Source organism: Acidovorax sp. GW835-FHT14G06 (assembly GCF_058793595.1).
In genome coordinates, this window is sequence record NZ_JBXAGA010000006.1 from 1 (window position 1) to 22,691 (window position 22,691).

General features: G+C 65.6%; 24 protein-coding genes. 9 read left to right on the forward strand and 15 right to left on the reverse strand.

Going from position 1 to position 22,691, the window contains the following annotated elements:
* The 9 genes from AC1Q64_RS11535 to AC1Q64_RS11575 all read right to left on the reverse strand — a co-directional run.
* Positions 1–116 (reverse strand): GTP-binding protein (locus AC1Q64_RS11535; protein WP_244273727.1); only part of this gene is annotated, 116 nt, incomplete at its 3' end.
* 142 nt (positions 117–258) lie between these two features.
* A complete protein-coding gene (gene fusA / locus AC1Q64_RS11540) occupies positions 259–2,361 on the reverse strand; it encodes an elongation factor G (protein WP_291438625.1) in 2,103 nt (700 codons plus the stop codon).
* A gap of 148 nt (positions 2,362–2,509) precedes the next feature.
* Positions 2,510–2,983 (reverse strand): 30S ribosomal protein S7, encoded by a 474-nt coding sequence (gene rpsG, locus AC1Q64_RS11545; protein ID WP_005798541.1) that lies wholly within the window; start codon positions 2,981–2,983, stop codon positions 2,510–2,512.
* A 172-nt stretch (positions 2,984–3,155) separates the two neighbouring features.
* Entirely contained in the window at positions 3,156–3,533 is a 378-nt protein-coding gene (rpsL, locus tag AC1Q64_RS11550; protein WP_015012185.1) for a 30S ribosomal protein S12, read from the reverse strand.
* Positions 3,534–3,784: 251 nt separating this feature from the next.
* Positions 3,785–4,954: a D-alanyl-D-alanine carboxypeptidase family protein gene (locus tag AC1Q64_RS11555; RefSeq protein ID WP_492251425.1), complete on the reverse strand. Its 1,170-nt coding sequence runs from the start codon at positions 4,952–4,954 to the stop codon at positions 3,785–3,787.
* A gap of 99 nt (positions 4,955–5,053) precedes the next feature.
* Positions 5,054–5,704 (reverse strand): alpha/beta hydrolase, encoded by a 651-nt coding sequence (locus tag AC1Q64_RS11560; RefSeq protein ID WP_492251426.1) that lies wholly within the window; start codon positions 5,702–5,704, stop codon positions 5,054–5,056.
* Positions 5,705–5,791: 87 nt separating this feature from the next.
* Positions 5,792–6,151 (reverse strand): (2Fe-2S) ferredoxin domain-containing protein, encoded by a 360-nt coding sequence (locus AC1Q64_RS11565; RefSeq protein WP_492251427.1) that lies wholly within the window; start codon positions 6,149–6,151, stop codon positions 5,792–5,794.
* A gap of 97 nt (positions 6,152–6,248) precedes the next feature.
* Positions 6,249–7,352: a VanZ family protein gene (locus AC1Q64_RS11570; protein WP_492251428.1), complete on the reverse strand. Its 1,104-nt coding sequence runs from the start codon at positions 7,350–7,352 to the stop codon at positions 6,249–6,251.
* Between the two features lie 18 nt (positions 7,353–7,370).
* The gene (locus AC1Q64_RS11575) at positions 7,371–7,799 is read right to left on the reverse strand and encodes a CopD family protein (protein WP_291438642.1); all 429 of its coding nucleotides are present in this window, start codon (positions 7,797–7,799) and stop codon (positions 7,371–7,373) included.
* A gap of 324 nt (positions 7,800–8,123) precedes the next feature.
* Here AC1Q64_RS11575 and hemB point away from each other — a divergent pair, with 324 nt between their 5' ends.
* Together hemB and AC1Q64_RS11585 are read left to right on the forward strand one after the other, a co-directional pair.
* Positions 8,124–9,131, forward strand: a complete 1,008-nt coding sequence (gene hemB, locus AC1Q64_RS11580; protein WP_291438644.1) for a porphobilinogen synthase — start codon at positions 8,124–8,126, stop codon at positions 9,129–9,131.
* A gap of 61 nt (positions 9,132–9,192) precedes the next feature.
* Complete coding sequence (locus tag AC1Q64_RS11585; protein ID WP_492251653.1) at positions 9,193–10,392, forward strand: magnesium transporter CorA family protein; 1,200 nt, start codon at positions 9,193–9,195, stop codon at positions 10,390–10,392.
* Between the two features lie 168 nt (positions 10,393–10,560).
* Here the strand turns inward: AC1Q64_RS11585 and AC1Q64_RS11590 are convergent, their stop codons facing one another.
* Together AC1Q64_RS11590 and AC1Q64_RS11595 are read right to left on the reverse strand one after the other, a co-directional pair.
* A complete protein-coding gene (locus tag AC1Q64_RS11590) occupies positions 10,561–11,421 on the reverse strand; it encodes an amidohydrolase family protein (protein WP_492251429.1) in 861 nt (286 codons plus the stop codon).
* Between the two features lie 107 nt (positions 11,422–11,528).
* The gene (locus tag AC1Q64_RS11595) at positions 11,529–12,218 is read right to left on the reverse strand and encodes a dienelactone hydrolase family protein (RefSeq protein ID WP_492251430.1); all 690 of its coding nucleotides are present in this window, start codon (positions 12,216–12,218) and stop codon (positions 11,529–11,531) included.
* Between the two features lie 122 nt (positions 12,219–12,340).
* Between AC1Q64_RS11595 and AC1Q64_RS11600 the strand changes: the two genes are divergently transcribed.
* From AC1Q64_RS11600 to AC1Q64_RS11630, 7 genes are all read left to right on the forward strand, one after another.
* Complete coding sequence (locus tag AC1Q64_RS11600) at positions 12,341–13,087, forward strand: SDR family oxidoreductase (RefSeq protein ID WP_492251431.1); 747 nt, start codon at positions 12,341–12,343, stop codon at positions 13,085–13,087.
* Positions 13,088–13,263: 176 nt separating this feature from the next.
* Complete coding sequence (locus AC1Q64_RS11605; protein WP_055402029.1) at positions 13,264–13,899, forward strand: MarC family protein; 636 nt, start codon at positions 13,264–13,266, stop codon at positions 13,897–13,899.
* Between the two features lie 6 nt (positions 13,900–13,905).
* Positions 13,906–14,613, forward strand: a complete 708-nt coding sequence (locus AC1Q64_RS11610) for a winged helix-turn-helix domain-containing protein (protein ID WP_492251432.1) — start codon at positions 13,906–13,908, stop codon at positions 14,611–14,613.
* A 49-nt stretch (positions 14,614–14,662) separates the two neighbouring features.
* Positions 14,663–16,099, forward strand: coding sequence for a hypothetical protein (locus AC1Q64_RS11615; protein ID WP_291437821.1), 1,437 nt, complete (start codon positions 14,663–14,665; stop codon positions 16,097–16,099).
* Positions 16,100–16,178: 79 nt separating this feature from the next.
* Complete coding sequence (gene creC, locus AC1Q64_RS11620; RefSeq protein ID WP_291437822.1) at positions 16,179–17,645, forward strand: two-component system sensor histidine kinase CreC; 1,467 nt, start codon at positions 16,179–16,181, stop codon at positions 17,643–17,645.
* 112 nt (positions 17,646–17,757) lie between these two features.
* On the forward strand, positions 17,758–19,194 hold the full coding sequence (creD, locus tag AC1Q64_RS11625) for a cell envelope integrity protein CreD (RefSeq protein WP_492251433.1): 1,437 nt from the start codon (positions 17,758–17,760) through the stop codon (positions 19,192–19,194).
* Positions 19,191–19,550, forward strand: a complete 360-nt coding sequence (locus AC1Q64_RS11630; RefSeq protein ID WP_492251434.1) for a hypothetical protein — start codon at positions 19,191–19,193, stop codon at positions 19,548–19,550. Before creD ends, AC1Q64_RS11630 begins: the two co-directional genes overlap by 4 nt.
* 105 nt (positions 19,551–19,655) lie before the next feature.
* On the opposite strand, the gene AC1Q64_RS11635 is transcribed toward AC1Q64_RS11630, so the two are convergent.
* The 4 genes from AC1Q64_RS11635 to AC1Q64_RS11650 form a co-directional block, all read right to left on the reverse strand.
* Complete coding sequence (locus tag AC1Q64_RS11635; RefSeq protein ID WP_291437825.1) at positions 19,656–20,702, reverse strand: GGDEF domain-containing protein; 1,047 nt, start codon at positions 20,700–20,702, stop codon at positions 19,656–19,658.
* Positions 20,703–20,902: 200 nt separating this feature from the next.
* On the reverse strand, positions 20,903–21,439 hold the full coding sequence (locus AC1Q64_RS11640; RefSeq protein WP_291437826.1) for a hemerythrin domain-containing protein: 537 nt from the start codon (positions 21,437–21,439) through the stop codon (positions 20,903–20,905).
* Positions 21,440–21,659: 220 nt separating this feature from the next.
* Positions 21,660–22,241 (reverse strand): hypothetical protein, encoded by a 582-nt coding sequence (locus AC1Q64_RS11645; protein ID WP_492251435.1) that lies wholly within the window; start codon positions 22,239–22,241, stop codon positions 21,660–21,662.
* Positions 22,242–22,362: 121 nt separating this feature from the next.
* Entirely contained in the window at positions 22,363–22,581 is a 219-nt protein-coding gene (locus AC1Q64_RS11650; RefSeq protein WP_056057504.1) for a CsbD family protein, read from the reverse strand.
* Positions 22,582–22,691: the final 110 nt, after the last annotated feature.

Consider the following 22,691-nt stretch of genomic DNA (forward strand, 5'->3'; position numbering starts at 1 on the left):
TTGGCGGACAGCACCGTGGCGATGGCTGCCGTCAGTGTGGTCTTGCCATGGTCCACGTGGCCGATCGTGCCCACGTTTACGTGGGGCTTGGTGCGTTCAAACTTACCTTTTGCCATTTCAATTCTCCAAAGAGCAATCCCTGTGTAGTGGTTTTACGTCTGCATCTGGTTGCTGAATCACCCCGCACAGGAAACAGGGTGGCACCGGATCGCAGACAAAACAAAGCCCGGGCCACTGGGGCCCAGGCGAAGTGCTTACTTACTTAGCGCGTGCTGCCATGATGGCTTCAGACACGTTGCGAGGTGCTTCGCTGTAGTGCTTGAATTCCATCGAGTACGTAGCGCGGCCTTGCGTTGCGGAACGCAGGGTCGTGGAGTAGCCGAACATTTCAGACAGCGGCACTTCAGCGCGGATGGCCTTGCCACCGCCCGGGATGTCGTCCATGCCCTGCACCATGCCGCGACGGCTGGACAGGTCGCCCATCACGTTGCCGGCGTAGTCTTCAGGCGTTTCCACTTCCACGGCCATCATGGGTTCCAGAATGACCGGACCGGCCTTCTTGCAACCTTCCTTGAAGCCGAAGATGGCAGCCATCTTGAACGCCAGTTCGTTCGAGTCCACATCGTGGTACGAACCGAAGTGCAGCGTGACCTTGACGTCGACCACGGGGTAACCGGCCAGCACGCCTTGCGTGACAGCTTCGTTGATACCCTTTTCCACGGCGGGAATGAACTCGCGAGGAACCACACCGCCCTTGATCGCGTCCACGAACTCGATGCCCTTGCCGGCTTCGTTGGGTTCGATCTTGAGCACGACGTGACCGTACTGACCCTTACCACCGGACTGACGCACGAACTTGCCTTCGGCTTCTTCCACGGTCTTGCGGATGGTTTCGCGGTAAGCCACTTGGGGCTTGCCCACGTTGGCTTCCACGCCGAATTCGCGCTTCATGCGGTCCACGATGATTTCCAGGTGGAGCTCGCCCATGCCGGAAATGATGGTCTGGCCGGATTCTTCGTCGGTCTTCACGCGGAAAGAAGGATCTTCAGCAGCAAGACGCTGCAGAGCGATGCCCATCTTTTCCTGGTCGGCCTTGGTCTTGGGTTCCACAGCTTGCGAAATCACAGGCTCAGGGAAAATCATGCGCTCGAGAATGATCTGCGAGCTCACGTCGCACAGGGTTTCACCCGTGGTCACTTCCTTCAGACCCACGCAAGCAGCGATGTCACCGGCGCGGATTTCTTCCACTTCCTGGCGTTCGTTGGCGTGCATCTGCACGATACGACCGATACGCTCTTTCTTGCCCTTGATGGGGTTGTAAACGGTATCGCCCTTGGTCAGAACGCCCGAGTACACGCGTACGAAGGTCAGCTGACCCACGAACGGGTCAGTCATCAGCTTGAACGCCAGCGCAGAGAACTTCTCTGCGTCGTCGGCCTTACGGGTGACGGGATTCTCGTCGTCGTCCGTGCCGGTCACATCAGGAATGTCCGTCGGTGCAGGCAGGTAGTCGATCACGGCGTCCAGCATGCGCTGCACACCCTTGTTCTTGAACGCGGTGCCGCACAGCATGGGGTGGATCTCGGTGGCGATCGTGCGCGTACGCAGGCCCAGCTTGATCTCGGCTTCGGAGAGGTCGCCCTCTTCGAGGTACTTGTTCATCAGGTCTTCAGAGGCTTCGGCAGCCGCTTCGACCATCTTCTCGCGCCATTCCTTGGCGGACTCCACCAGGTCAGCTGGGATTTCTTCGTAGCTGAACTTCATACCCTGAGAAGCTTCGTCCCAGATGATGGCCTTCATCTTCAGCAGGTCCACCACGCCGGTGAACTTGTCTTCGGCGCCGATCGGGATCACGACGGGCACAGGGTTGGCCTTCAGGCGCAGCTTCATCTGGTCGTAGACCTTGAAGAAGTTGGCACCGGTGCGGTCCATCTTGTTCACGAAGGCCAGACGAGGCACCTTGTACTTGTTGGCTTGGCGCCAGACGGTTTCCGACTGGGGCTGCACGCCGCCCACGGCGCAGTACACCATGCAGGCGCCGTCCAGCACGCGCATGGAACGTTCCACTTCGATCGTGAAGTCCACGTGGCCGGGGGTGTCGATGATGTTGAAACGGTGCTCGGGGTAGGTATTGTCCATACCCTTCCAGAAGCAGGTCGTGGCAGCCGAGGTGATCGTGATGCCGCGCTCTTGCTCTTGCTCCATCCAGTCCATGGTGGCAGCACCATCGTGCACTTCACCAATCTTGTGGCTCACGCCCGTGTAGAACAGGATACGTTCGGTGGTCGTGGTCTTGCCAGCGTCAATGTGGGCCGAGATACCGATATTGCGGTAGCGCTCGATGGGGGTATTGCGAGCCATGGTGGATCCTTGATGGGTCGTATTGGAGAGGGTGTCGGGCAGCCATACTGGCAAGAAAGCCCGTCAATTTTGTGACTGCCTGAAATCGACACAAGGCTGCGGGCAAAACGCCAGCAGCCTTGGACCTATATCAGGGCAAATCCGCGTTTTAGAAGCGGAAGTGGCTGAATGCCTTGTTGGCTTCGGCCATGCGGTGCACTTCGTCACGCTTCTTCATGGCGCCGCCACGGCCTTCGGTGGCTTCCAGCAGTTCGTTGGCCAGGCGTTGGGCCATCGACTTCTCACCGCGCTTGCGGGCGGCTTCCTTGATCCAACGCATGGACAGAGCCAGACGACGGACAGGACGCACTTCCACGGGCACCTGGTAGTTGGCACCGCCCACGCGGCGGGACTTCACTTCGACCATGGGCTTCACGTTGTTGATGGCAACGGTGAAGGCTTCCAGCGGGTCCTTGTCAGGGTGCTTCTTCTCGATCAGTTCCAGGGCGCCATAAATGATGCGCTCTGCAACCGCCTTTTTGCCGCCTTCCATGATCACGTTCATGAATTTGGACAGCTCTACATTGCCGAACTTGGGATCCGGCAGGATTTCACGTTTGGGGACTTCGCGACGACGTGGCATTTTTTACCTCTATCTTTGCTTCAGTTGGCATCTTTTCAGACACCGCGAGAGCCAATCAAGGACTCCCACTTACTCGACCCGCGCAGAACACCTGCGTTTGGGGCCACTACGCTGCTTCACCGCGCCACGCGGGAGACAGCACCGAAAATTCTTTTGTGCAAAAGCGCAGGGCTTACTTGGCCTTGGGCTTCTTGGCACCGTACTTGGAGCGGGCTTGCTTGCGGTCTTTCACGCCTTGCAAGTCGAGCGAACCGCGCACGATGTGGTAACGCACACCAGGCAAGTCCTTCACACGACCGCCGCGAACCAGCACCACGCTGTGTTCCTGCAGGTTGTGGCCTTCACCGCCGATGTAGGAGATCACCTCAAAACCGTTGGTCAGGCGCACCTTGGCGACCTTACGCAGAGCGGAGTTAGGCTTCTTAGGCGTCGTGGTGTACACACGGGTGCACACGCCACGGCGCTGTGGAGAGTTTTCCATCGCAGGGCTCTTGGACTTGGTCTTTTCGACCTCGCGCCCCTGACGGACCAGTTGATTAATGGTTGGCATGAAATACGTCCCTAAACGTGAATTTGCTTCGTGAAAGCGAAAACGTGAATCCCTTCGGAAATTCCGAAAAGCCTTCTAATGTAGCAGCAAGCCCCCAAACGGGCAAGCGCTACGCGGTTTCCCTTGGAAACCCAGGCACAAGACAGAGGCGGGCAGCCGTCGAAAGCGCGCGGCCCAAGCCGAGACCGTCGCGCAAGGGCCGCCAAGCCGCGAAGGGGTGAAAACGCGACAGCACCTCAGGGGGATGCACCTTATTTAATCCAGAGGCGAATGGCGTCCCAGGCACGGCCCAGAATGCCCGCCTGCTCCACAGCCTCCAGCGCCACCAGAGGCACTTCGCCCACAGACTGGTCACCCAGCATGACCTTGAGGGTGCCGATGGCCTGGCCCTTGGTGTAAGGCGCCACCAGCGGGTCGGGGCGGGCGATCTGGGTGGTGATCTTGCCGGCGCTGCCTGCGGGCACGGCGACCACGATGGCTTCCTCACGGCCGATTTTCAGCACGCTGTCCTTGCCCTTCCAGACGGCGGGTGTGGCCACGGGCTTGCCCGCGTCGAACAGCTTGACCGCCTCAAACGCGGTGTAGCCCCAGTTCAGCAGCTTCTGGCTTTCGTTCGCACGCGCGTTTTCACTCGCCGCACCCAGCACGATAGACAGCAGGCGGCGCTGGCCCACCCCGGGGAATTCACGCTTGGAGGTAGCCACCAGGCAATAACCCGCCGCAGCGGTGTGGCCGGTCTTGAGGCCGTCCACCGTGGGGTCGCGGAACAGCAGCGAATTGCGGTTGCTGCCATTCGATACCGGGGTGCCGGGGTAGCTGTACTGCTTGGTGGAGTAATAGTGCATGTACTCCGGGAAGTCCTTCATCAGCCGCATGGCCAGCACGGAAAGGTCGCGCGCCGTGGTGATGTGGCCGGGCTCGGTCAGGCCTTCGGGGTTCTTGTAGCTCGTGCCCTTCATGCCCAGCGCCTGGGCCTGGTCGTTCATGAGCTTGACGAAGTTCTCGGCCGTGCCACCCACGCCTTCGGCCAGCGCCATGGTGGCGTCGTTGCCAGACTGCACGATCATGCCTTTGATGAGGTCTTCGACCGGCACCTGCATCTTGGGGTCGATGAACATGCGCGAGCCAGGCATCTTCCAGGCGCGCACGCTCACAGGCAGCTTCTGGTCCAGCGCTATTTTCTTGGAGCGCAGTGCGTCAAACACCAGGTAGCCCGTCATGAGCTTGGTGAGCGAGGCCTGCTCCACCGGCGCGTCAATGTCCTTGGCGGCCAGCACCTGGTTGGCGGTGACATCCACCAGCATATAGGTGCGTGCGGCGATTTCAGGGGGCTGGGGCGCCTGGGCATATGCACCGAAGGCAGCAGGGGCCACCGCAGCAAAGACGGCCAGGGATCGCAACGCAGACAGGATTCGTTTCATGGGGCAGGAAGGGGCTGGAGAGGCTCAAAAAAATGGAGTGGAAGAAAAGGCAGGCGAGGGAGGATGGCGGGCGGCCGGAGCCAGTCCGGGCGGCGCCCCTCAGGCGCCCGATTGCAGGTGGCGGACCACCAGATTCTTCAGAAGCGGCAATTGTCCGTGAAAGAAATGCCCCCCCGCAGGGACGACTGTGACAGGCAGTATCTGGGGCCGGGCCCAGTCCATCACGGCAGACAGCGGCACGGTGTCGTCCTGCTCGCCGTGCACGACCAGCGTGCGCAGCTGGGCTTCGGGTGGCACCGGGGCCACGGTGAAGCGGCTGGCGGCCGTGCCGACCAGCACGGCTTTTTCCACGCGACCTGTAGGCCAAAGGGCGGCCAACGCATGGCTGGTAACAAACGCACCGAAAGAAAACCCCGCCAGCGCGATGGGCTGGCCCTGAGCGGCGGGAGCCACCTGCTCCACCACCGCCAGCAGGTCCTGCAACTCACCCCGGCCTTCGTCGTACACGCCGGCCGTGGCGCCCACGCCGCGGAAGTTGAAGCGCACCGCCGTCCAGCCACACTGCACAAACGCGCGCGCCAGGGTCTGCACCACCTTGTTGTCCATGGTGCCGCCAAACAGCGGATGCGGGTGGGCAATGATGGCGACGCCACGGGGCGCTGCGCCATCGGCCAGGGTGGCGCTGTCGCGCACGGCCTCGATGGCGCCTGCGGGGCCGGACAGGGTCAGGCGTTCGGTCTGGGCATTCACGGATTTGCTACTCAATCAATAGCAACAGGGGCATGATCCACTAGCGCCTGATGCCAAAATCGTTCCAAGACAGGGATGGAGCCGCGCTCAGCGGCCAAGTTCCGCCGGCGTGACCAGACGTTCCACCACCTGGCCGTTCTTGAGGTGCGATTCGACGATTTCGTCGATGTCCGCCGCATCTACGTACGTGTACCAGGTACCCTCGGGGTACACCACGGCCACGGGGCCGCCCACGCAGCGGTCCAGGCACCCGGCCTTGTTCACACGCACCTTGCCGGCACCCGCCAGCCCAGCGGCCTTGACCTGCGCCTTGCAGCGGTCAAAACCCGCCTGCGCGTTGTGATGGGCACAGCTGTCTTCACCGTTGGTGCGCTCGTTGAGACAGAAAAAGATGTGGCGCTGGTAATAACCGGACGCTGCGGCCGGTGCGGAAGGGGTGTCGCTCATCCCTGCATTTTACGGACCCACGCCCCACGGAACCGTCGGAGCTTAGCCCCAAGGCCCTGCGCGGCAATACAAGCACGAGAAGCTGCCGCTCTGCGACTCAAGGGGCGCCCTCTCGCCGGGACACCCGAAACACCACATACAGCAGCGCCACATAGGGCCACAGCCAGCCCAGCCACTGGCCCAGGCCATAAAAGCGGATGAAGCGGCCCTGCTCCCAGATCTGCAGGGTCTGGGCAAAGTAAGCGCTGGTGGGCGCCTGATTCAGCAGCGCCAGGTGCCAGGTCAGCGCCAGCAGCAGCACGGCGGCACAGGCCCGGCGCGGCAGGGCCAGCATCAACAGGGCCAACGCCAGCGCCGCCCACACCCCCACGCGCACGGGCAGGTCCATCCATTCCCAGGCATGCACCGGCCCCCAGCTCAGTGCCGCAGACAGCGCGGTGAGCGTCACCCCCGCGCCCACCACCGCCAGCGCAAACAGGGCGCGCCGCCCCATCTGGCGGATCACGCAATACCCCAGCAGGCAAGGGATGAGCAGCCCCAAGATGACGCAGAGCAGCTCGCCACTGGGTGACAGCGGGTCCAGCTCCGTCTCGCGCAGGGGCAGCCAGTCCAGAAATGGGGTGTCGGCCAGCAGGTCGATGAGCGCGGCCTCCAGCCGCTCCAGCACCTGGCCCAGGCCAAACGGCACCGCAGCCGGAAACAGCAGCGCCAGCGGCCACAGCGCCAGCAGCACCATGCCGCCCGAAGCGTCGGACACGAACCAGCGCGCCCGAAAGTCGCTCCAGCGGTCCAACGCCCCCAGCCGCTCCAGCAGGGCGGCACTCAGCGCCCCGGCCAGCGTGCCCAGCGCGTTGAGCGCCAGGTCCAGGTTGGACGGCACGCGCCGGGGCAGGTAGATCTGCAGGAACTCCATGCACAGCGACAGCAGCGTGCCCGCCAGCGTGGCCAGCGCCACCGCCCACAGCACACGCCGCCAGCCCGAGCGCAACATGCCCAGCGCCAGCAAAAAGCCCAGGGGCGCATAGCCCACCAGATTGGTGACCACGTCAAACCCCGTCCAGTACGGCGGAGGCAACCGGGCCAGCAGGAAGACCAGGGGGTCGATGCCCTGCTCGCGCCACCCGTCAAACGGGAACAGGCTGGCAAAAACGATCAGCGCCGTGTACGTCAGCGCGAGCGGCCAGGCAGAGGTTTTGTGCATGCGCCCTCTGCGTCTCCATCAAAAGGGTTTGACCACCACCAGCACCACGGCCACCAGCAGCAGCAGCACCGGCGCTTCGTTGAACCAGCGGAACCACACATGGCTGCGGCGGCTGGTGCCGTCGGCCAGCTTGCGCAGCAGCACGCCGCAGGCATGGTGGTAGCCGATGACCAGCACCACCACGGCCAGCTTGGCGTGCATCCAGCCATTGCCAGGGCCCCGGCCGATGCCGTAACCCAGCCACAGCCACAGGCCCAGCCCCAGCGCAGGCACCGCCAGCAGGGTGGTAAAGCGCATCAGCTTGCGCGCCATGAGCAGCAGGCGGTCGCGCTCGGCGGCCGAGCCGGGCGCCACCATCGCCAGGTTGACGAAGATGCGCGGCAGATAGAACAGACCAGCAAACCAGCTGGCCACGAAAACGATGTGAAAGGCTTTGACCCAGAGCATGGGGGCAGTTTACGGTGCCCTGCCTGCTGGCCGGCGCTGCACCAAAAAAAAGCCCGGCAGATCCGCCGGGCCGGGAAAGCCTGTTCCGCATCGCTGCAGCCCAGGTCCCGCTCAGGGAGGAAAAGCGGGGGGCGGCAAGCCGCCCGGCACCAATCTAGCACTCGCCACGGGGGGTTACAAGCGGCTTTTCCACAGCGCGCAGGAGCGCCAACGACCACCGCCCCATCCCCCGCGCAACCGGGGCTCCGGCTTGGCCCTTCCAGAGCGTGGCGCCGCCCCCATGCCAGGCGCACGGTGTCCCAGGGAGGGCTTCATAATCTGGTGATGCATCTCCAAAGCCCTGCCCCCTTCCCCCAGAACCGCCCCCGTCGCCTGCGCCGCGATGCCTTCACCCGCCGCCTGGTGCGCGAGAACGTGGTCACCGCCGACGACCTGATCTACCCCGTGTTCGTGCACGAGGGCCAGGGCCGCAGCGAGGCCGTGACCTCCATGCCCGGCGTGGACCGGCTGAGCCTCGATCTGCTGCTACCCGTGGCCGCGGACTGCGTGAAGCTGGGTATTCCGGTGCTGGCGCTGTTCCCGGCGATTGACCCGTCGCTCAAGACACCGGACGGCAAGGAAGCCCTGAACCCCGACGGCCTGATCCCGCGCGTGGTGCGGGCGCTGAAGAAGGAGTTTCCCGACCTGGGTGTGATGACCGACGTGGCGCTGGACCCCTACACCAGCCACGGCCAGGACGGCGTGCTGGACGAGACCGGCTACATCATCAACGACGAGACGGTGGAGATCCTCACCGGCCAGGCGCTCACACATGCCGAGGCGGGCGTGGACATCGTCGCCCCCAGCGACATGATGGACGGCCGCATCGGCGCGATCCGCGAGGCGCTGGAGGTGCAGGGCCACATCCACACCCGCATCATGGCCTACAGCGCCAAGTACGCCAGCGCCTTCTACGGCCCGTTCCGCGACGCGGTGGGCACGCGCGGCGCCCTGGGCAAGGCCGACAAGAACGTCTACCAGATGGACCCAGGCAACAGCGACGAGGCCCTTCGCGAGGTGGCCATCGACATCGCCGAAGGCGCTGACATGGTGATGGTGAAACCCGGCATGCCCTACCTGGACATCGTGCGCCGCGTGAAGGACGAGTTCAAGGTGCCCACCTTCGCTTACCAGGTGAGCGGCGAGTACGCCATGATCAAGGCCGCCGCAGCCAATGGCTGGCTGGACCACGACGCCGTGATGATGGAAAGCCTGCTGGCCTTCAAGCGCGCGGGCGCCGACGGCGTGCTGACCTACTTTGCCCGCGACGTGGCACGCAAGCTACAAAAATAATAGCTGCCAGCGCATATTCCACTAGCGCTACGTGCGCTTTTGACTGAAAACCACGGTGTCCATGCGCATCTTTCATATCCACAGCAGCGGCGTACAGGAGCTGACGGCCCTGCCCCACCACCTGCCAGAACAGGGCTTTGTGTGGATTGCCTGCGCACGCCCGGCCTTCCAGCTGCGGCTGGCCGAAATTCAGCAGCACCTGCAGCTGCTCACGGGCCTGCAGCTGGTGGACCTGCACGTGTCCGACCTGCTCAACGCCCAGCTGCCCTCGCACTACGACTACACCTCGCAGTACGACCTGCTGGTGTTCCGCCGCCTGGCCACCGCGCAGGGAGATGCCGCGCAGCCTACCCCTGCCCCACCCGCCGTTGCGGCAGAGCCCGACAACCCCAACGCACCCGTCAAACGCAGCGGCCCGCCCGTGCTGCGGCGCATCGACACCAGTCCCGTGGGGTTTGCGGTGTTTGACCAGTTGCTGCTGACCGTGCACCCCACCGACTGCGCGGTGCGCGATGCCTACGCGACGCGACTGCTGGCCGCGACGCCGGCCAATGGCACCAGCGCCAGCCACGCTGCGCACGGCAACGCCCACGCCAGCCCCGGCATGGGCGAGGGCCGCAGCAGCCCGATCTCGGGCGCCCGGCTGCCCACCAGCCCGGCCGACCTGATGCTGCGCGTGGTCAACCAGATGGTGGACGGCTACCTGGACCTGCGCCGCGAGCTCACGCGCCAGCTGGACCACTGGCAGACCGAACTGCTCAAGCCCCGCGCCCGGTACGTGAACTGGACCTCCCTGCTCGAAGCACGCCTGTCGCTGCACATGCTGGACGAGATCTGCGAAGACCAGCGCACCGCCGTGCAGGACTGGATCGACGCGCTGGAAACCTGGGCCCTGCCCGACACACCGGCAGGCCTGCGCGAGCTGGACCTGCTCAAGGTGCGCAGCCGCGACGTGCTGGAGCACATAGAGCGCGTGGTGCACCACGTGCGGCGCCTGGAGCAAAGCACCGAAACCGCCGTACAGATGCACTTCTCGGTGCAGAGCAACCGCACCAACGACATCATGCGCACCCTCACGGCGCTCACGGCCGTGTTTTTGCCGCTGAACCTGATTGCGGGCATTTTCGGGATGAACTTCGAGTTCATTCCACTGGTGCACAAGGCCGATGGCTTCTGGTGGGCCATGGGGTCGATGGTGTTCATCGCGCTGTCGCTGGTGCTGCTGTTCTGGCGCAAGCGGTATCTGGCCAGGACAAGATAGGAACATCCCCCTGAGGCCCTTCGGGCCTTCCCCCTTCTCTCGGCTTCGCCGGGAAGGGGGACGATGCCCTCGCTGCGGGGCGGCCCTTGCTTGGCATCCCTGGCTTGGGTCAGCGCCCGTATCAGCGTGCGTCACCCAAAAACAGGAAGGGTCATGCGTTCCAGTGCCTTATGGCCGGGCCACCCCAAACAACCCCGCCGCGTTGTCCCACGCCACCTTGCGCGCCACATCGGCGGGCAGGCCGCCCAGCCACTGGCGGTAGCCCTGCATCAGGCTTTCGTAGTGCTGCCAGCGCTGGTTGACCCAGGTGTCCGAGCCGACCACGAAGCGCGTGGGGTACTTGAGCAGCAGCGCGCGCCAGGCGGGGCACAGCTGGTTGTCGTCGCACACCAGGCCGGGGCGGTACGAGAGTTCGCCCACCAGGCCCGGGTAGCGGGCCATCAGGGCGTCCACCCGCTCCACAGGCGCGCCGCCAATGCCGGTGTGGGCCCAGATCAGCCGGGCCTTCTGGCCTTGGGACGGGGTGTTGGCCATCAGCAGGTCGATGGCGGTGTCGTCCACATGGGCCAGCACCACCAGGTCACGCTGTTCGGCCAGGGCCATGAGCTTTTTGGCCACGGGGCCGTTGGCGTTGGCACTGTCGTAGAGATGGAATTCGCCCAGGCCCCGGTACGGGCCGGCCGGTGTGCCCCGGGCCAGTTCGGTCTGCACCATGTCGTAGATGGTGTCGTCGGCAAACCAGCCGGTGTAGTCGGCACGGTTGCGGTACAGCCGCACAAACGGCACCACCATCACACCGGCCTCACGGGTCTGCGGCAGGCCCGCCAGGGTGAGCGACCCGGCATTGGGCCGCGAGTTGGCCACGATGGCGCGCACGCCGCTGGCCTTCATGCGCGCCAGCACATCGGCGGGTGGGTGCGGGCCTGAGCGGCCGTCCCAGGCTTCCTCGTTGTAGTGCAGGTGGGCGTCGAACAGGGGGCCGGTGTAGTCGGCCGCGTGGGTGGTGGTGCATAGCGCTATCAAACTCATAGCTGCCAGCGCATGACGGACTAGCGCTTGGGACCAAAAACGCCTGAAATCCGCCATGATCACCCCCGTTGGTCGTTCGCTATCGTGTCGCGGTCACTGGGGCGGTCTCAGCCCAGGTGCTTGGCAAAAAAGGCCAGGGTGCGCTCGCGGGCCGTGTTGGCGGCGGCCTCGTCGTAGCTGCCGCGCTGGTCGCAGTTGAAGCCGTGGTCGGCGGCGTACACATGCACTTCGACCTCCGGGTGGGCCTTGCCGAAGGCCTGCACGCTATCGAGTGGAATCCAGTGGTCGCGCTCGCCAAAGTGGGCCAGCACCGGCACCTTGGGGGAGCGAGCCACTTCTTCTGGTGTGGTCACGCCACCGCCGTAGTACGGCACGGCAGCCGACAGGCCCTGCAGCTGGCAGGCCGAGCGCCAGGTCAGCAGGCCGCCCCAGCAGTAGCCCACGATGCCCACCTTGCCGCCGCTGTGCTGCGCGGCGTAGTCGATGGCGGCCTGGATGTCGGGCATCACGCCCGGCGCGGGCAGGGCCTCGACGGCGGCCTTCAGGCCCATGCCGGCCTGCATGTCGTCACCGGTGTAGCCCAGCTCCACCCCCTGCTGGACGCGGTGGAAGGTGGACGGCGCCACGGCCAGGTAGCCGCTGGCGGCATAGCGGTCGGCCACCGAGCGGATGTGCGAGTTCACGCCAAAAATCTCTTGCAGCACCACCACGGCGCCACGGGGGGTGCCCTCGGGCCTGGCCACCCAGGCGGGGGCCACAAAACCGTCACTCGATGTCAGATCAACAAACTGTCCCATGCTGAATGCTCCTTGGATTTGGTACGTATGGTGCGCAGAGGCTTTGCGCTATGGGTGAGGGCGCTGCGCGGCGGGGTGCAGAACCTGTTCCAATGCGCCATTCTTGCAGGAGACCCCACCCCATGGAGAAGATCGCACTAATCACCGGCGCCAGCCGGGGCATTGGCGCCGCCACCGCACGGCTGGCCGCAAAACATGGCTGGGCCGTGGCCGTCAACTACCTCGCCAACGAGGCGGCCGCCCAGAGCGTGGTCGATGCCATCCGTGCAGATGGCGGCACCGCCATCACCGTGCAGGCCGATGTGGCGAACGAGGCCGACATCCTGGCCATGTTCCAGGCGGTAGACACGCAGCTGGGCCGCATCAGCGCCCTGGTCAACAACGCCGGCGTGGTGGACGTGACCGCCCGGGTGGACGAGATGGGCACCGAACGCCTGCGCCGCATGTTCGACACCAACGTGATCGGCAGCATCGTCTGCGCCCGCGAGGCCGTGCGGCGCATGAGCACGCGCCATGGCGGCAGCGGTGGCGCCATCGTCAACGTGTCCAGCGCCGCCTCGCGCCTGGGCTCGGCCCACCAGTATGTGGACTACGCGGCGGCCAAGGGCGCCATCGACACCTTCACCATCGGCCTGGCGCGCGAGGTGGCGGCCGAGGGCATCCGTGTGAACGCCGTGCGCCCGGGCCTGATCGAGACCGACATCCACGCCAGCGGCGGCCTGCCCGACCGGGTGCGCGACCTCTCGCACCAGGTGCCCATGCAGCGCGGCGGCACGGCCGACGAGGTGGCCGAGGCCATCGTCTGGCTGATGTCCCCTGCAGCGAGCTACACCACCGCCACCTTGATGGATGTGTCGGGCGGGCGCTAGGAGAGAAGGCCCGGAGCCACCCGTGGCAGGCACGCTGCAATGCAGCATGCTTGGCCGCCAAACGGCGCAGAAAACACCGCATACTCGCGCACAGCCCGGGCTGCGCCACCCTCATCTGCCGTTGGCCTGAGCCCCCCGAAGAACCACCCTGCCCACTTGCCCTTGGGAGCGCCCTGATGGACCTCAAACCCCTGATCACCCTGCTGGCCATCGTGAACCCGCTGGCCATCGTGCCGTTCTTCATCCACTACACGCAGGGCTTCTCGTACCCGCAGCGGCGCCGCACCATCCAGGTGGCCAGCTTCAGCGTGTTCTGCGTGATTGCAGCCTGTGCGCTGCTGGGCCTGCAGATCCTCGACTTCTTCAACATCTCGCTGCAGAGCTTCCAGGTGGGTGGCGGCATGTTGCTGCTCATCAGCGCGATGAACATGCTCAACGCCCAGCCCGCCGAGGCCAAGCCCAGCACCAACGAATACGAAGAAGGCGCCGAAAAGGCCGCCGCCGGCAGCAGCATTGCCGTAGTGCCGCTCACCATTCCGCTGCTCACCGGCCCGGCCAGCATGTCCACCGTGGTGATTTATGCCGACCGCGCGCAGACCTTCTGGCAGCACGCCGCGCTGGTGGGCTACGGCGTGGTCATCGCGCTGGCCACGGCCGTGTGCTTTGCGCTGGCCGACCCCATTGCGCGCGTGCTGGGCAAGACCGGCATCAATGTGATGACCCGCCTGATGGGCCTCATTCTGGCTGCGCTGGCCGTGGAAGTGATGGCCGACGGGCTGGGCAAGCTGTTCCCCATCCTCGTCGCACGCTGACCCTCCATGTCCGCCCGCCTGCTGCTGCTCGAAGACGACCCCGCCATCGCCCGCACCGTGGCCTATGCGCTGGAGCGCGATGGCCTGACCGTCACGCACAGCCTGCTGGTGCACGACGCGCGCCAGCAGCTGCAGAGCGCACGGTTTGACCTGCTGGTGCTGGACGTGGGCCTGCCCGACGGCAGCGGCCTGGACCTGCTGCGCGATGTGCGCAACACCGCGCCCACCGCCGCCCTGCCCGTGCTGATGCTCAGCGCCCACGGCGAAGAAATCGACCGCGTGCTGGGCCTGGAGCTGGGTGCGGACGACTACCTGACCAAACCCTTCAGCCCCCGCGAACTGGCGGCGCGCGTGAAGGCGCTGCTGCGCCGCGCCGGCCACGGCAACGGCAACGGCCACCCGGCAGCGCCCGCCGCCACGGCCGCCGCGCTGTTCCACGACGACGAGACGGGCCAGCGCATCAGCCTGCGCGGCCAGGCCCTGCCGCTGACGCGGCGCGAGTACCGCCTGCTGTCCCACCTGCTGCGCGGCGCAGGCCGCATCCACTCGCGCGACGCCCTGCTGGCCGCTGCCTGGGGCGACGACAGCGAAAGCACCGACCGCACAGTGGACACCCACATCAAGACCCTGCGCGCCAAGCTGCGCGAGCTGGACCCGGCGCGCGAGTACATCAGCACGCACCGGGGCATGGGATATTGCCTCGATTTGCAATAAAAAGCGGCCCTACCGCTCGTCGGTATTGGGTTTATAGCTATCTATTTTTATGAAGTACTTGCGCCGTTGCTTGAAAGCACTGGGCTGGCTGATGCTGGCCCTGGGGGGATTGGTCGCCGTGTGCCTGGTGGCCCTGATCGCAGCCAACTGGAACGATGACGCCCTGAGCGAAGCTGCCCTTCGGGCGCTGCAGTACACGCCGCCCACAGAGCAAGCCCTGGAGGGCAACGGCTATTTAATCTTGATGGGGCTGGACGCACCCGCCGGGGGCGATGCCATCGGTGATGCCATGGCACTGGGCCGCCAGCGCCTGGCGCGCGCAATCGAGCGCAGGCGCTGGGTGGAGGCCCATGGTGACCGGCAGGAAGGGACGCCCGCAAGGATTCCGCCACCACACGATGCGGGTGAAGACGTTTTGCCGACGCGCTTGCGTTGCCCTACGGAGGCTGCGGACTGCTTCGCCTGGTACGCAAGGCATGAAGTGGAGATTGCCAGCTTGGCGCACACGCAGTCCGCCGTCTTGCAGCGCTTAACGGGGATCACCAGCGCAGCCCGCTTCAGCAATCCGGCGCCCGCCTACTTGCATGCCGAACACGCGCCCTTCGGAGTGCTGGTACGCGCTCATGAACTCTGGCTGGCCCAAGCCTCTCTGGCATGGAACCAAGGGCAACAACTGCAGGCCATGGACATGGTAGGGCAGGCGGTTCAACTGCGCCGCCGCTTGGCCAGCGGAGCCGATACTTTGGTAGCCGCCATGATCGCCATCGCCATGCAGCACCGCGAGCTACGCTGGTTCAGCGCTGCAAGCGCACTGAGTGCGCAGCCCCCACCAACGGCGGTCACCGAAGCCATCGAATCTCTGCTTTCGGTACCGACAGAGTCTCTGGCACCGGCGCTGGCGGGCGAGATGCGTTTTATTGCCACTGCCTTCTATCTGTACCGAAACGCTGGCTTGACCGCCGAACCTGCTCAGGCACCCCCGACGTGGTGGCAGCGAACGTTCCATAAGATGAGCAACCTGGGTTTTCTCCCGCATCACACCCTCAACTTATCGATCGAGAATAAGCAGCAGGTGCAGGCCCTCAGCAGCCTGCCTGCCCACCAGCTGCAGACGGCGTTTTCTGAGGCATCAAGGCAATGGGCAGAAGACGGACCCTGCTCGCTCTGGATGCATTTTCGCAACCCTGTCGGCCGATGCTTGGCGGTCATCGAAACGCCCAGCTACCAAGGATATGCGCAGCGGATTGCCGACATCGATGGCTATCGCCGCCTTGTCCTGCTGCAGCACCGCGTCGCCGTAGAACAGGTCGCCCCGCCCGACATGCCCGCCTGGCTGGCGAAGTCAACCGAGGCGCTGCGCAATCCCTACACCCTGCAGCCTATGCAATGGGACGCAGCCACCAGCAGCCTCGTGTTTGAAGGCCGCGAGAAGCAGAACCAGAACCCTGGCCGATCCTCGACCTATCGCGTCCGCTTGCGGGGGTGACACCGGCGTGAAATCTGCCGCCTGCGCTCGCCCAGCAATACCCTGCAACTACTGTTTTTATAGAAGGCCCCGCTGACCCATGCGCCTCGGCATCCGCCTGCTGTTCGCCTTCTTCCTCATCAACGGCATCGCTGCGTTCTTTGTGCTGCGCGTATTCATGGCCGAGATCAAGCCCAGCGTGCGCGAGGTGATGGAGGACATGATGGTGGACACGGCCAACATCCTGGCCGAGCTGGCCAGCGAGGACCTGGCCGCCGGGCGGCTGGCAGTGGATGCCAACAACAGCAGCACCAGTCCGTTTGCGCAGCATGTGCGCCGCTATGCCACGCGGCCCATCGACGCGGCGATCTGGGGCTTTTCCAAACAGTCGCTGGACTACCGCATCTACGTGACCGACACCACCGGGCGCGTGTTGTTCGACTCCGAAAACCGTGCCATCGGTGCCGATTATTCGCAGTGGCGCGACGTAGCCCGCACGCTGCGCGGCGAGTACGGTGCGCGCTCTACGCGCGACGTGGAAGATGACGACACCAGCGGCGTGATGCATGTGGCCGCGCCCATCTACGTCAACAGCCAGATCGCGGGCGTGCTCACAGTGGCCAAGCCCACGCGCACGGTGCAGCGCTTTATCGACCGGGCCGAGCGCAAGGTGTTCATGGGCGGACTGCTGCTGCTGGCGCTCTCGGCCGCCGTGGGCGTGGCGGTGACGCTGTGGATGGTGTGGAACGTGCGCCGCCTGCGCGACTACGCCCTGAGCGTGCAGGGCCCGGCCGACGGCGAACGCCACGACCCGAACCTTCCGCCCCCCACGGCCCTGGCCGTTCCCGAGGTGCCCGGCGAGCTGGGCGACCTGGCCCGCGCCATGGACCGCATGCGCGCGCGGCTGGAGGGACGCGACTACATCGAAGGTTATGTGCGTGCGCTGACGCACGAACTCAAAAGCCCCGTGGCCGCCATCCGGGGCGCAGGCGAGCTGCTGCAGGACGAGCTGCCCGCCGCCGACCGCACCGAGTTTGCGACCCAGGTGGTGCAGCAAAGCGAGCGCCTGCAGCGCATCATCGACAGGCTGCTGGAGCTGTCCAAGCTGGAGCAGCGCCAGCACGCCGAAGGCCGCGCGGCGGTGGCGCTGCACGACTGCGCCGAGGCCGCCATTGCCCAGACCCGCGCCCGCGCCGGGCAACGCGGCATCAGCCTGACACTGGAAGGACACGGCAGCAGCGGCCCGTGGGAGGCCGAGCTGGTGACGCTGGCGCTGACCAACCTGCTGGACAACGCGATCGACTTTGCGCCCGCAGGCAGCACGGTGCGGGTGGAACTGGACGGCGCCACGGTGGCCGTGCAAGACAGCGGCCCCGGCGTGCCCGACTACGCGCTGCCGCGCCTGGGCGAGCGCTTTTTCACCACCGCACGGCCGGGCGGCGAGCGCAGCGGATCGGGCCTGGGGCTGGCGATTGTGCAGCGCGTGATGGCGCTGCACGGCGGCCAGATGGTGGCGCGCAACACGGCGCCAGGGCTGCGGGTGGAATTGGTGTACCGCGCGGCCTGAGCAGCGAAAGCCACCGCCAGCGGTCCCCACTTCACACTGGCCTCACAAACTTCATAGCGCCCTCACAGCGCGCCACAACACTGCCTCCACAACATCATTTGTGGAGGAACCCTTGCTCAAACACCCCTTGTTCACCAAGCTGGCGGCGCTGACCGCCATCACCGTGTTGCTGCTCTTTGGCCTGGGCCTGATCGAAGACGTGGTGCGCGACCGGCTGCGCTACCGCAGCATCACCGCTCAAAGCGTGGCCGAGAGCCTGGCCGGGCCGCAGACGCTGATGGGGCCCATGATCCACAGCGCCTGCGTGGAAAGCTGGGACGAGGAGGCGGGCAAGGGCGACGAGCGCCGCATGGTCGAAAGGCGCCGCGAGTTCATCCTGACCGCCATGCCCGAGCAGCTCAAGCTCGCCACCGGCGCCGCGATGGAAGAACGCGCACGCGGGCTGCACAAGGTGAACACCTACAACCTCAAGGCCAACGTGACGGCGCAATGGGGTTCGCTGGCCAGCCTGCTGCCCCAGAGCAGCATGAAAAACTCACGCATGCACTGCGGCGCACCCATTGTGATGATGGCTGTGGGCGACGCGCGCGGCATCCGCACCGCGCAGTTCGCGATGGGTAGCCAGACGCTGGCCCTCAAGCCCGGCACCTTCCACCCCACCTACAGCCGGGGCCTGCACGCGGTGCTGCCCGAATCCGTGCGTGGCAAGGCCGATGGCCTGACCGCCACGCTGGACCTGGAACTGGTGGGCACCGAGCGCCTGGCCATCGTCCCGCTGGGCGGCAACACCGAGGTGCTGATGACCAGCAGCTGGCCCCACCCGTCGTTTGCCGGACGCTTTCTGCCGTCGGAGCGCGAGGTCAAAAAGACCGGCTTTTCGGCCCAGTGGCGCCTGTCGTCGCTGGCCACCACGGCCCAGGCCGACATTGCGAACGGCAAGCGCATCTGCCTGGGCGCGGATGAGGGCAGCGACTATGCACACAGCGGGGCCACGCCGGGCGACTGCGCCGACAGCTTCAGTGTGGCCTTCATCGACCCGGTGAACCCCTATTCCCTCTCGGACCGCGCGACCAAGTACGGCGTGCTGTTCATCGCCCTCACCTTCGTGGCCGTGGGCCTGTTCGAGCTGATGAAAAAGCTGCGCGTGCACCCGGTGCAGTACCTGCTGGTGGGCAGCGCGCTGTGCAGCTTTTTCCTGCTGCTGGTGAGCCTGTCGGAGCATCTGCCGTTTGGCATCTCGTACGCAGTGGCCGCCAGCGCGTGTGTGCTGCTGCTGGCCTATTACGCCAGCCACATGCTGGGCGGGCTCACGCGCGGGATTCCGCTGGGGGCGGGCATTGCGCTGCTGTATGGCCTGCTGTACGTGCTGCTGCAGCTGGAGCAGACAGCGCTGGCGGTGGGTGCGATTGCGCTCTTCCTGGTGCTGGCGGCTGTGATGGTGCTGACACGCAAGGTGAACTGGTACGGCCTGTCGCAAGGCGGCACGCCCCCGCGCGCCACCATGCCGCCCGTGCAGCGCCCCGCAGCCCCCCCCGCGGAGGCTGCATGAACGCCACCGCGCAGACCACCCGCTGGGCCCAATACCTGGCGCAGGCCCAGGCACTGGCGCCGCCCGCCAGCACCGGCCCCGCAATGGGCCCTGCGCTGACCGCCGCCGAAGCGGCCCGGGTGCAGCGCCACCGCGACCAGTTGATGGCGGCCCTGCGGTCGCAGGACCGGCTGGCCTTGCACTGCGCCAAGCAGCAGGTGCTGGACGCAGCCTTTTGCCCCCACCGTGCCGAGGCGGACCACGACCATGGAGGGCCTGCGGGCGGCGCTGCAGATTCGCCCGCCCTGCGCAAGGCGCTGCGCGACCTGGCGTGGCGCACCGCAGCCTTGCTTTTGCCGCGCCGCCCGGAGTTCTGAAGGTGTCCCAGGGGGCCGCGCACAGGCCTCTGGGGCAAAATTTCTAATAGAAATGGCCGATAGCGCTAGTGCAATATGCACCAGCAGCTATCAAAAACAGAGCATCTACACCACCACGGTGCGGCTGCGCCCCTCGCGCTTGGCGGTGTAGAGCGCGGAGTCCAGCAGACGCAAGGTGATGTCCAGCGGCCGCAGCGGGTCGAACAGGGTGAGACCCATGCTGACCGACAGCACCAGCGCCGGCTCAATGCCGGGCAGCGGGTGGGCTGCCAGCGCCGCATGCACACGCTCTGCCACCACCTGCGCCTGGTCGATCCCGGTGGCGGGCAACAGGGCCAGAAACTCCTCGCCGCCCCAGCGCCCCAGCACATCGGCCGCACGGAAGACTTCGCGGCACAGCGTGGCAAACAGCTGCAGCGCCTGGTCGCCCACGTGGTGGCCGTACACGTCGTTCACGCGCTTGAAGTGGTCCAGGTCCATCATCAGCAGACAAGCGGGCTCATTGCCCCGCTGCAGCAGCGCCCATTCCTGGCGCAGGCGGTCGGTGAACGAGCGGCGGTTGGCCAAGCCGGTCAGCACATCGGTGTGGGCCAGCACGGCCATCTGGTGGCGCGCCGCCTCCAGTTCCACCAGCATCTGGCCCTGGCGGTCGTTGGCACGCTTGAGCTCCAGCAGCCGGATCACCTGACGCGCCAGGGCGGAGAGCAGGTCCTGCACCTTGGCAGACAGCTCGCGCGGCCGGTGGTCCAGCACGCACAGCGTGCCCAGCACATAGCCATCGGGCGTGACCAGCGGTGCCCCTGCATAAAAGCGCAGCGGGTTCTTTTGCGTGACGATGGCGTAGTGCGCAAAACGAGGGTCTTGCGCCAAATCGGGCACGATGAAAACGCCCGACTGCCGGATGGCGTAACGGCACACGGACTCGCTCAGCGGGGTCTCGCGCAGCGCAAACCCACGGGCGGCCTTGAACCACTGCCGCCGGTTGTCCAGCAGACTGATCAGGGCCACGGGCGCTTCGCAGATGTAGCCCGCCAGGTCGGCCAGCTCGTCGTAGGCGGGCTCCATGGGCGTGTCGAGAATTCCGTAGCGCTGCAGTGCTTGCAGGCGGTCGGTGTCGTCGCAGGGGTCGTCAGAAGGGGTGGTGTCGGCCATGACGCGAAGCGGCCGCGCCGCCCCCATTTGCCTTGAGATGGATCAGCATGCCACACAAGCCGGACGGCTGCACGGGTGGAAGCCCGATGGCCCCCGGGAGCACGCCAGGGCGGTGCTCTGGCCGTGCGTGCCTGCCTCTCGTTTGTTCGTTCAGCGTTCGCTGAGCCTGCCGCTGCGGGCAGGCCGGGAAGGTGCGCCGGTCAGGCAGCCACAGCGGGCGCGCTATCACGTTGGGCAGCGGGCTCGCTGGCACCCGGGGCATCGGCGTCCGAACACGTGGCCCCACCGCAACCGTGTATCAGCGCACCCGGCAACGCACCGGGAGCGTGCACCACGCCCGTTGCGGGGTCAAACCCCACGCGGCGCAGGTGCAGGGCCAGCGATGCATCCATGCTCTGCGCGTGCTGCGGAAACCACAGCGCCAGCTCGCTGGCCATGACGCGCAGCACCTTCAGGTCGCCCTGCTCGGCGCGTGCCGTGCCTTCACGCATCACCTGCAGCACCACCTTGTGCTGCATGCTGTGGCAGTTGCCCGATGCAAAGCGGGTGGAGGCCATCCAGTCGTCTTCCTGGCCAAAATGCTGCTCGGTGTGCTCCACCAGCGCGCGCCAGCGGGGCAACAGCTCCGCGTCGCTGGCCTGGTCCACAGCGGCCAGCAAGTCGACGAACTCCCGGTGGGTGTCATCCATCAGGGGCAGGTCGAGGTTCAACGCATCAGACCATTCGAGGTGGGCCATGGGACTCCTTGGGCGGGCAGATCAAACGAAGGTGCGAGCTTAGAAGCCCCGGCCTGGCTGGGCGTTGATACAGGTCATGACATGGCGCCATGCGATGGCCGGGCGCGCCGGGCCGCGCGCATCGCTTCTCCAGAAACAGCAAGACCCTGCACCGCGCAGCGGGCAGGGTCTGGTCATGCTCAGCCTGGGATCAGGTCAGGCGCCCAGCGCCCACACCCGATCAGCTTTGGCCGTACATGCGCTTGGCGTCGTCCACGCACTTGGACTTGAGGTCGCCAGTCATGGTTTCGCAACGCTCTTTGGCAGCCTTGTAGTTGGCCTCGTTCTTCTCGGCCGCAGCGTCCTTGCGTGCCTCGGCCACGTTGGCGGACTTCTCGGCAGCGCTATCGGCAGGCTTGGCCTGGGCGGCTGCCACCTTGGCGTTTTCCTTGGCCTTCACATGCTCAGCCTTGGCGTCCTTCACACACACGTCCTTGGCGTTGCCGGTCAGGTCGTCGCACTTTTCCTTGGCGACGGCGTAGGCAGCGTCGGCACGGGCTTCGGCGACCTTCTGGCTGGCCTTGGCACTGGGCTTGTACTGCGCTTCGAGTTCGGCCTTGGCCACGTCCTCGGTGCCCTTGGCTTCCTTCACACAGATGTCCTTGGCGTTGGCCTTGAGGGCGTCGCATTTTTGCTTATTCATCTTGTAGTCCGCCGAAATGCTGTCCTTGGAGGCCTTGTGCTCTGCAGGGGTCATGGCAAAAGCGGTGGTGGCCATCAGACCTGCGGCGCAGGCGGCGATCAGGGTGCGTTGGAATGTCATGGGTTTCTCCTCGGGTTCGATTGAGTGCAATCGGATGAAATCTTGGGGGACGGTGTGCCAGGGCAACCCTGGCGGGGGCGCAGGGTGCGAAGCGCGGAGTGCGCGCGCCGCAGCGGCGCTATCAGTCGTTGAAGCGGAAGTCAGGATGGCGGTCCTGCCACTCCTTGAGCTGCTTTTCGGCCACGTCACGGGCAATGCCCTGGCGCTCCTGTAGCTTGCCCAGGAACTGTTCGCGCTTGCCGTCAATGACATCGAAGTCGTCGTTCGTGAGCTTGCCCCACTGCTCGATCATCTTGCCCTTGAACTGCTTCCAGTTGCCCTTGATGGTGTCTTCATTCATGGTGTAACTCCTCATAAGAACTTCGCTTCAGCCATCCACTCGGAGTGCGTGGAACATTTGCGTGATGCGATGGAGCCCACTGTAGAAATGAATCTGCCCAGCCCCCGTAG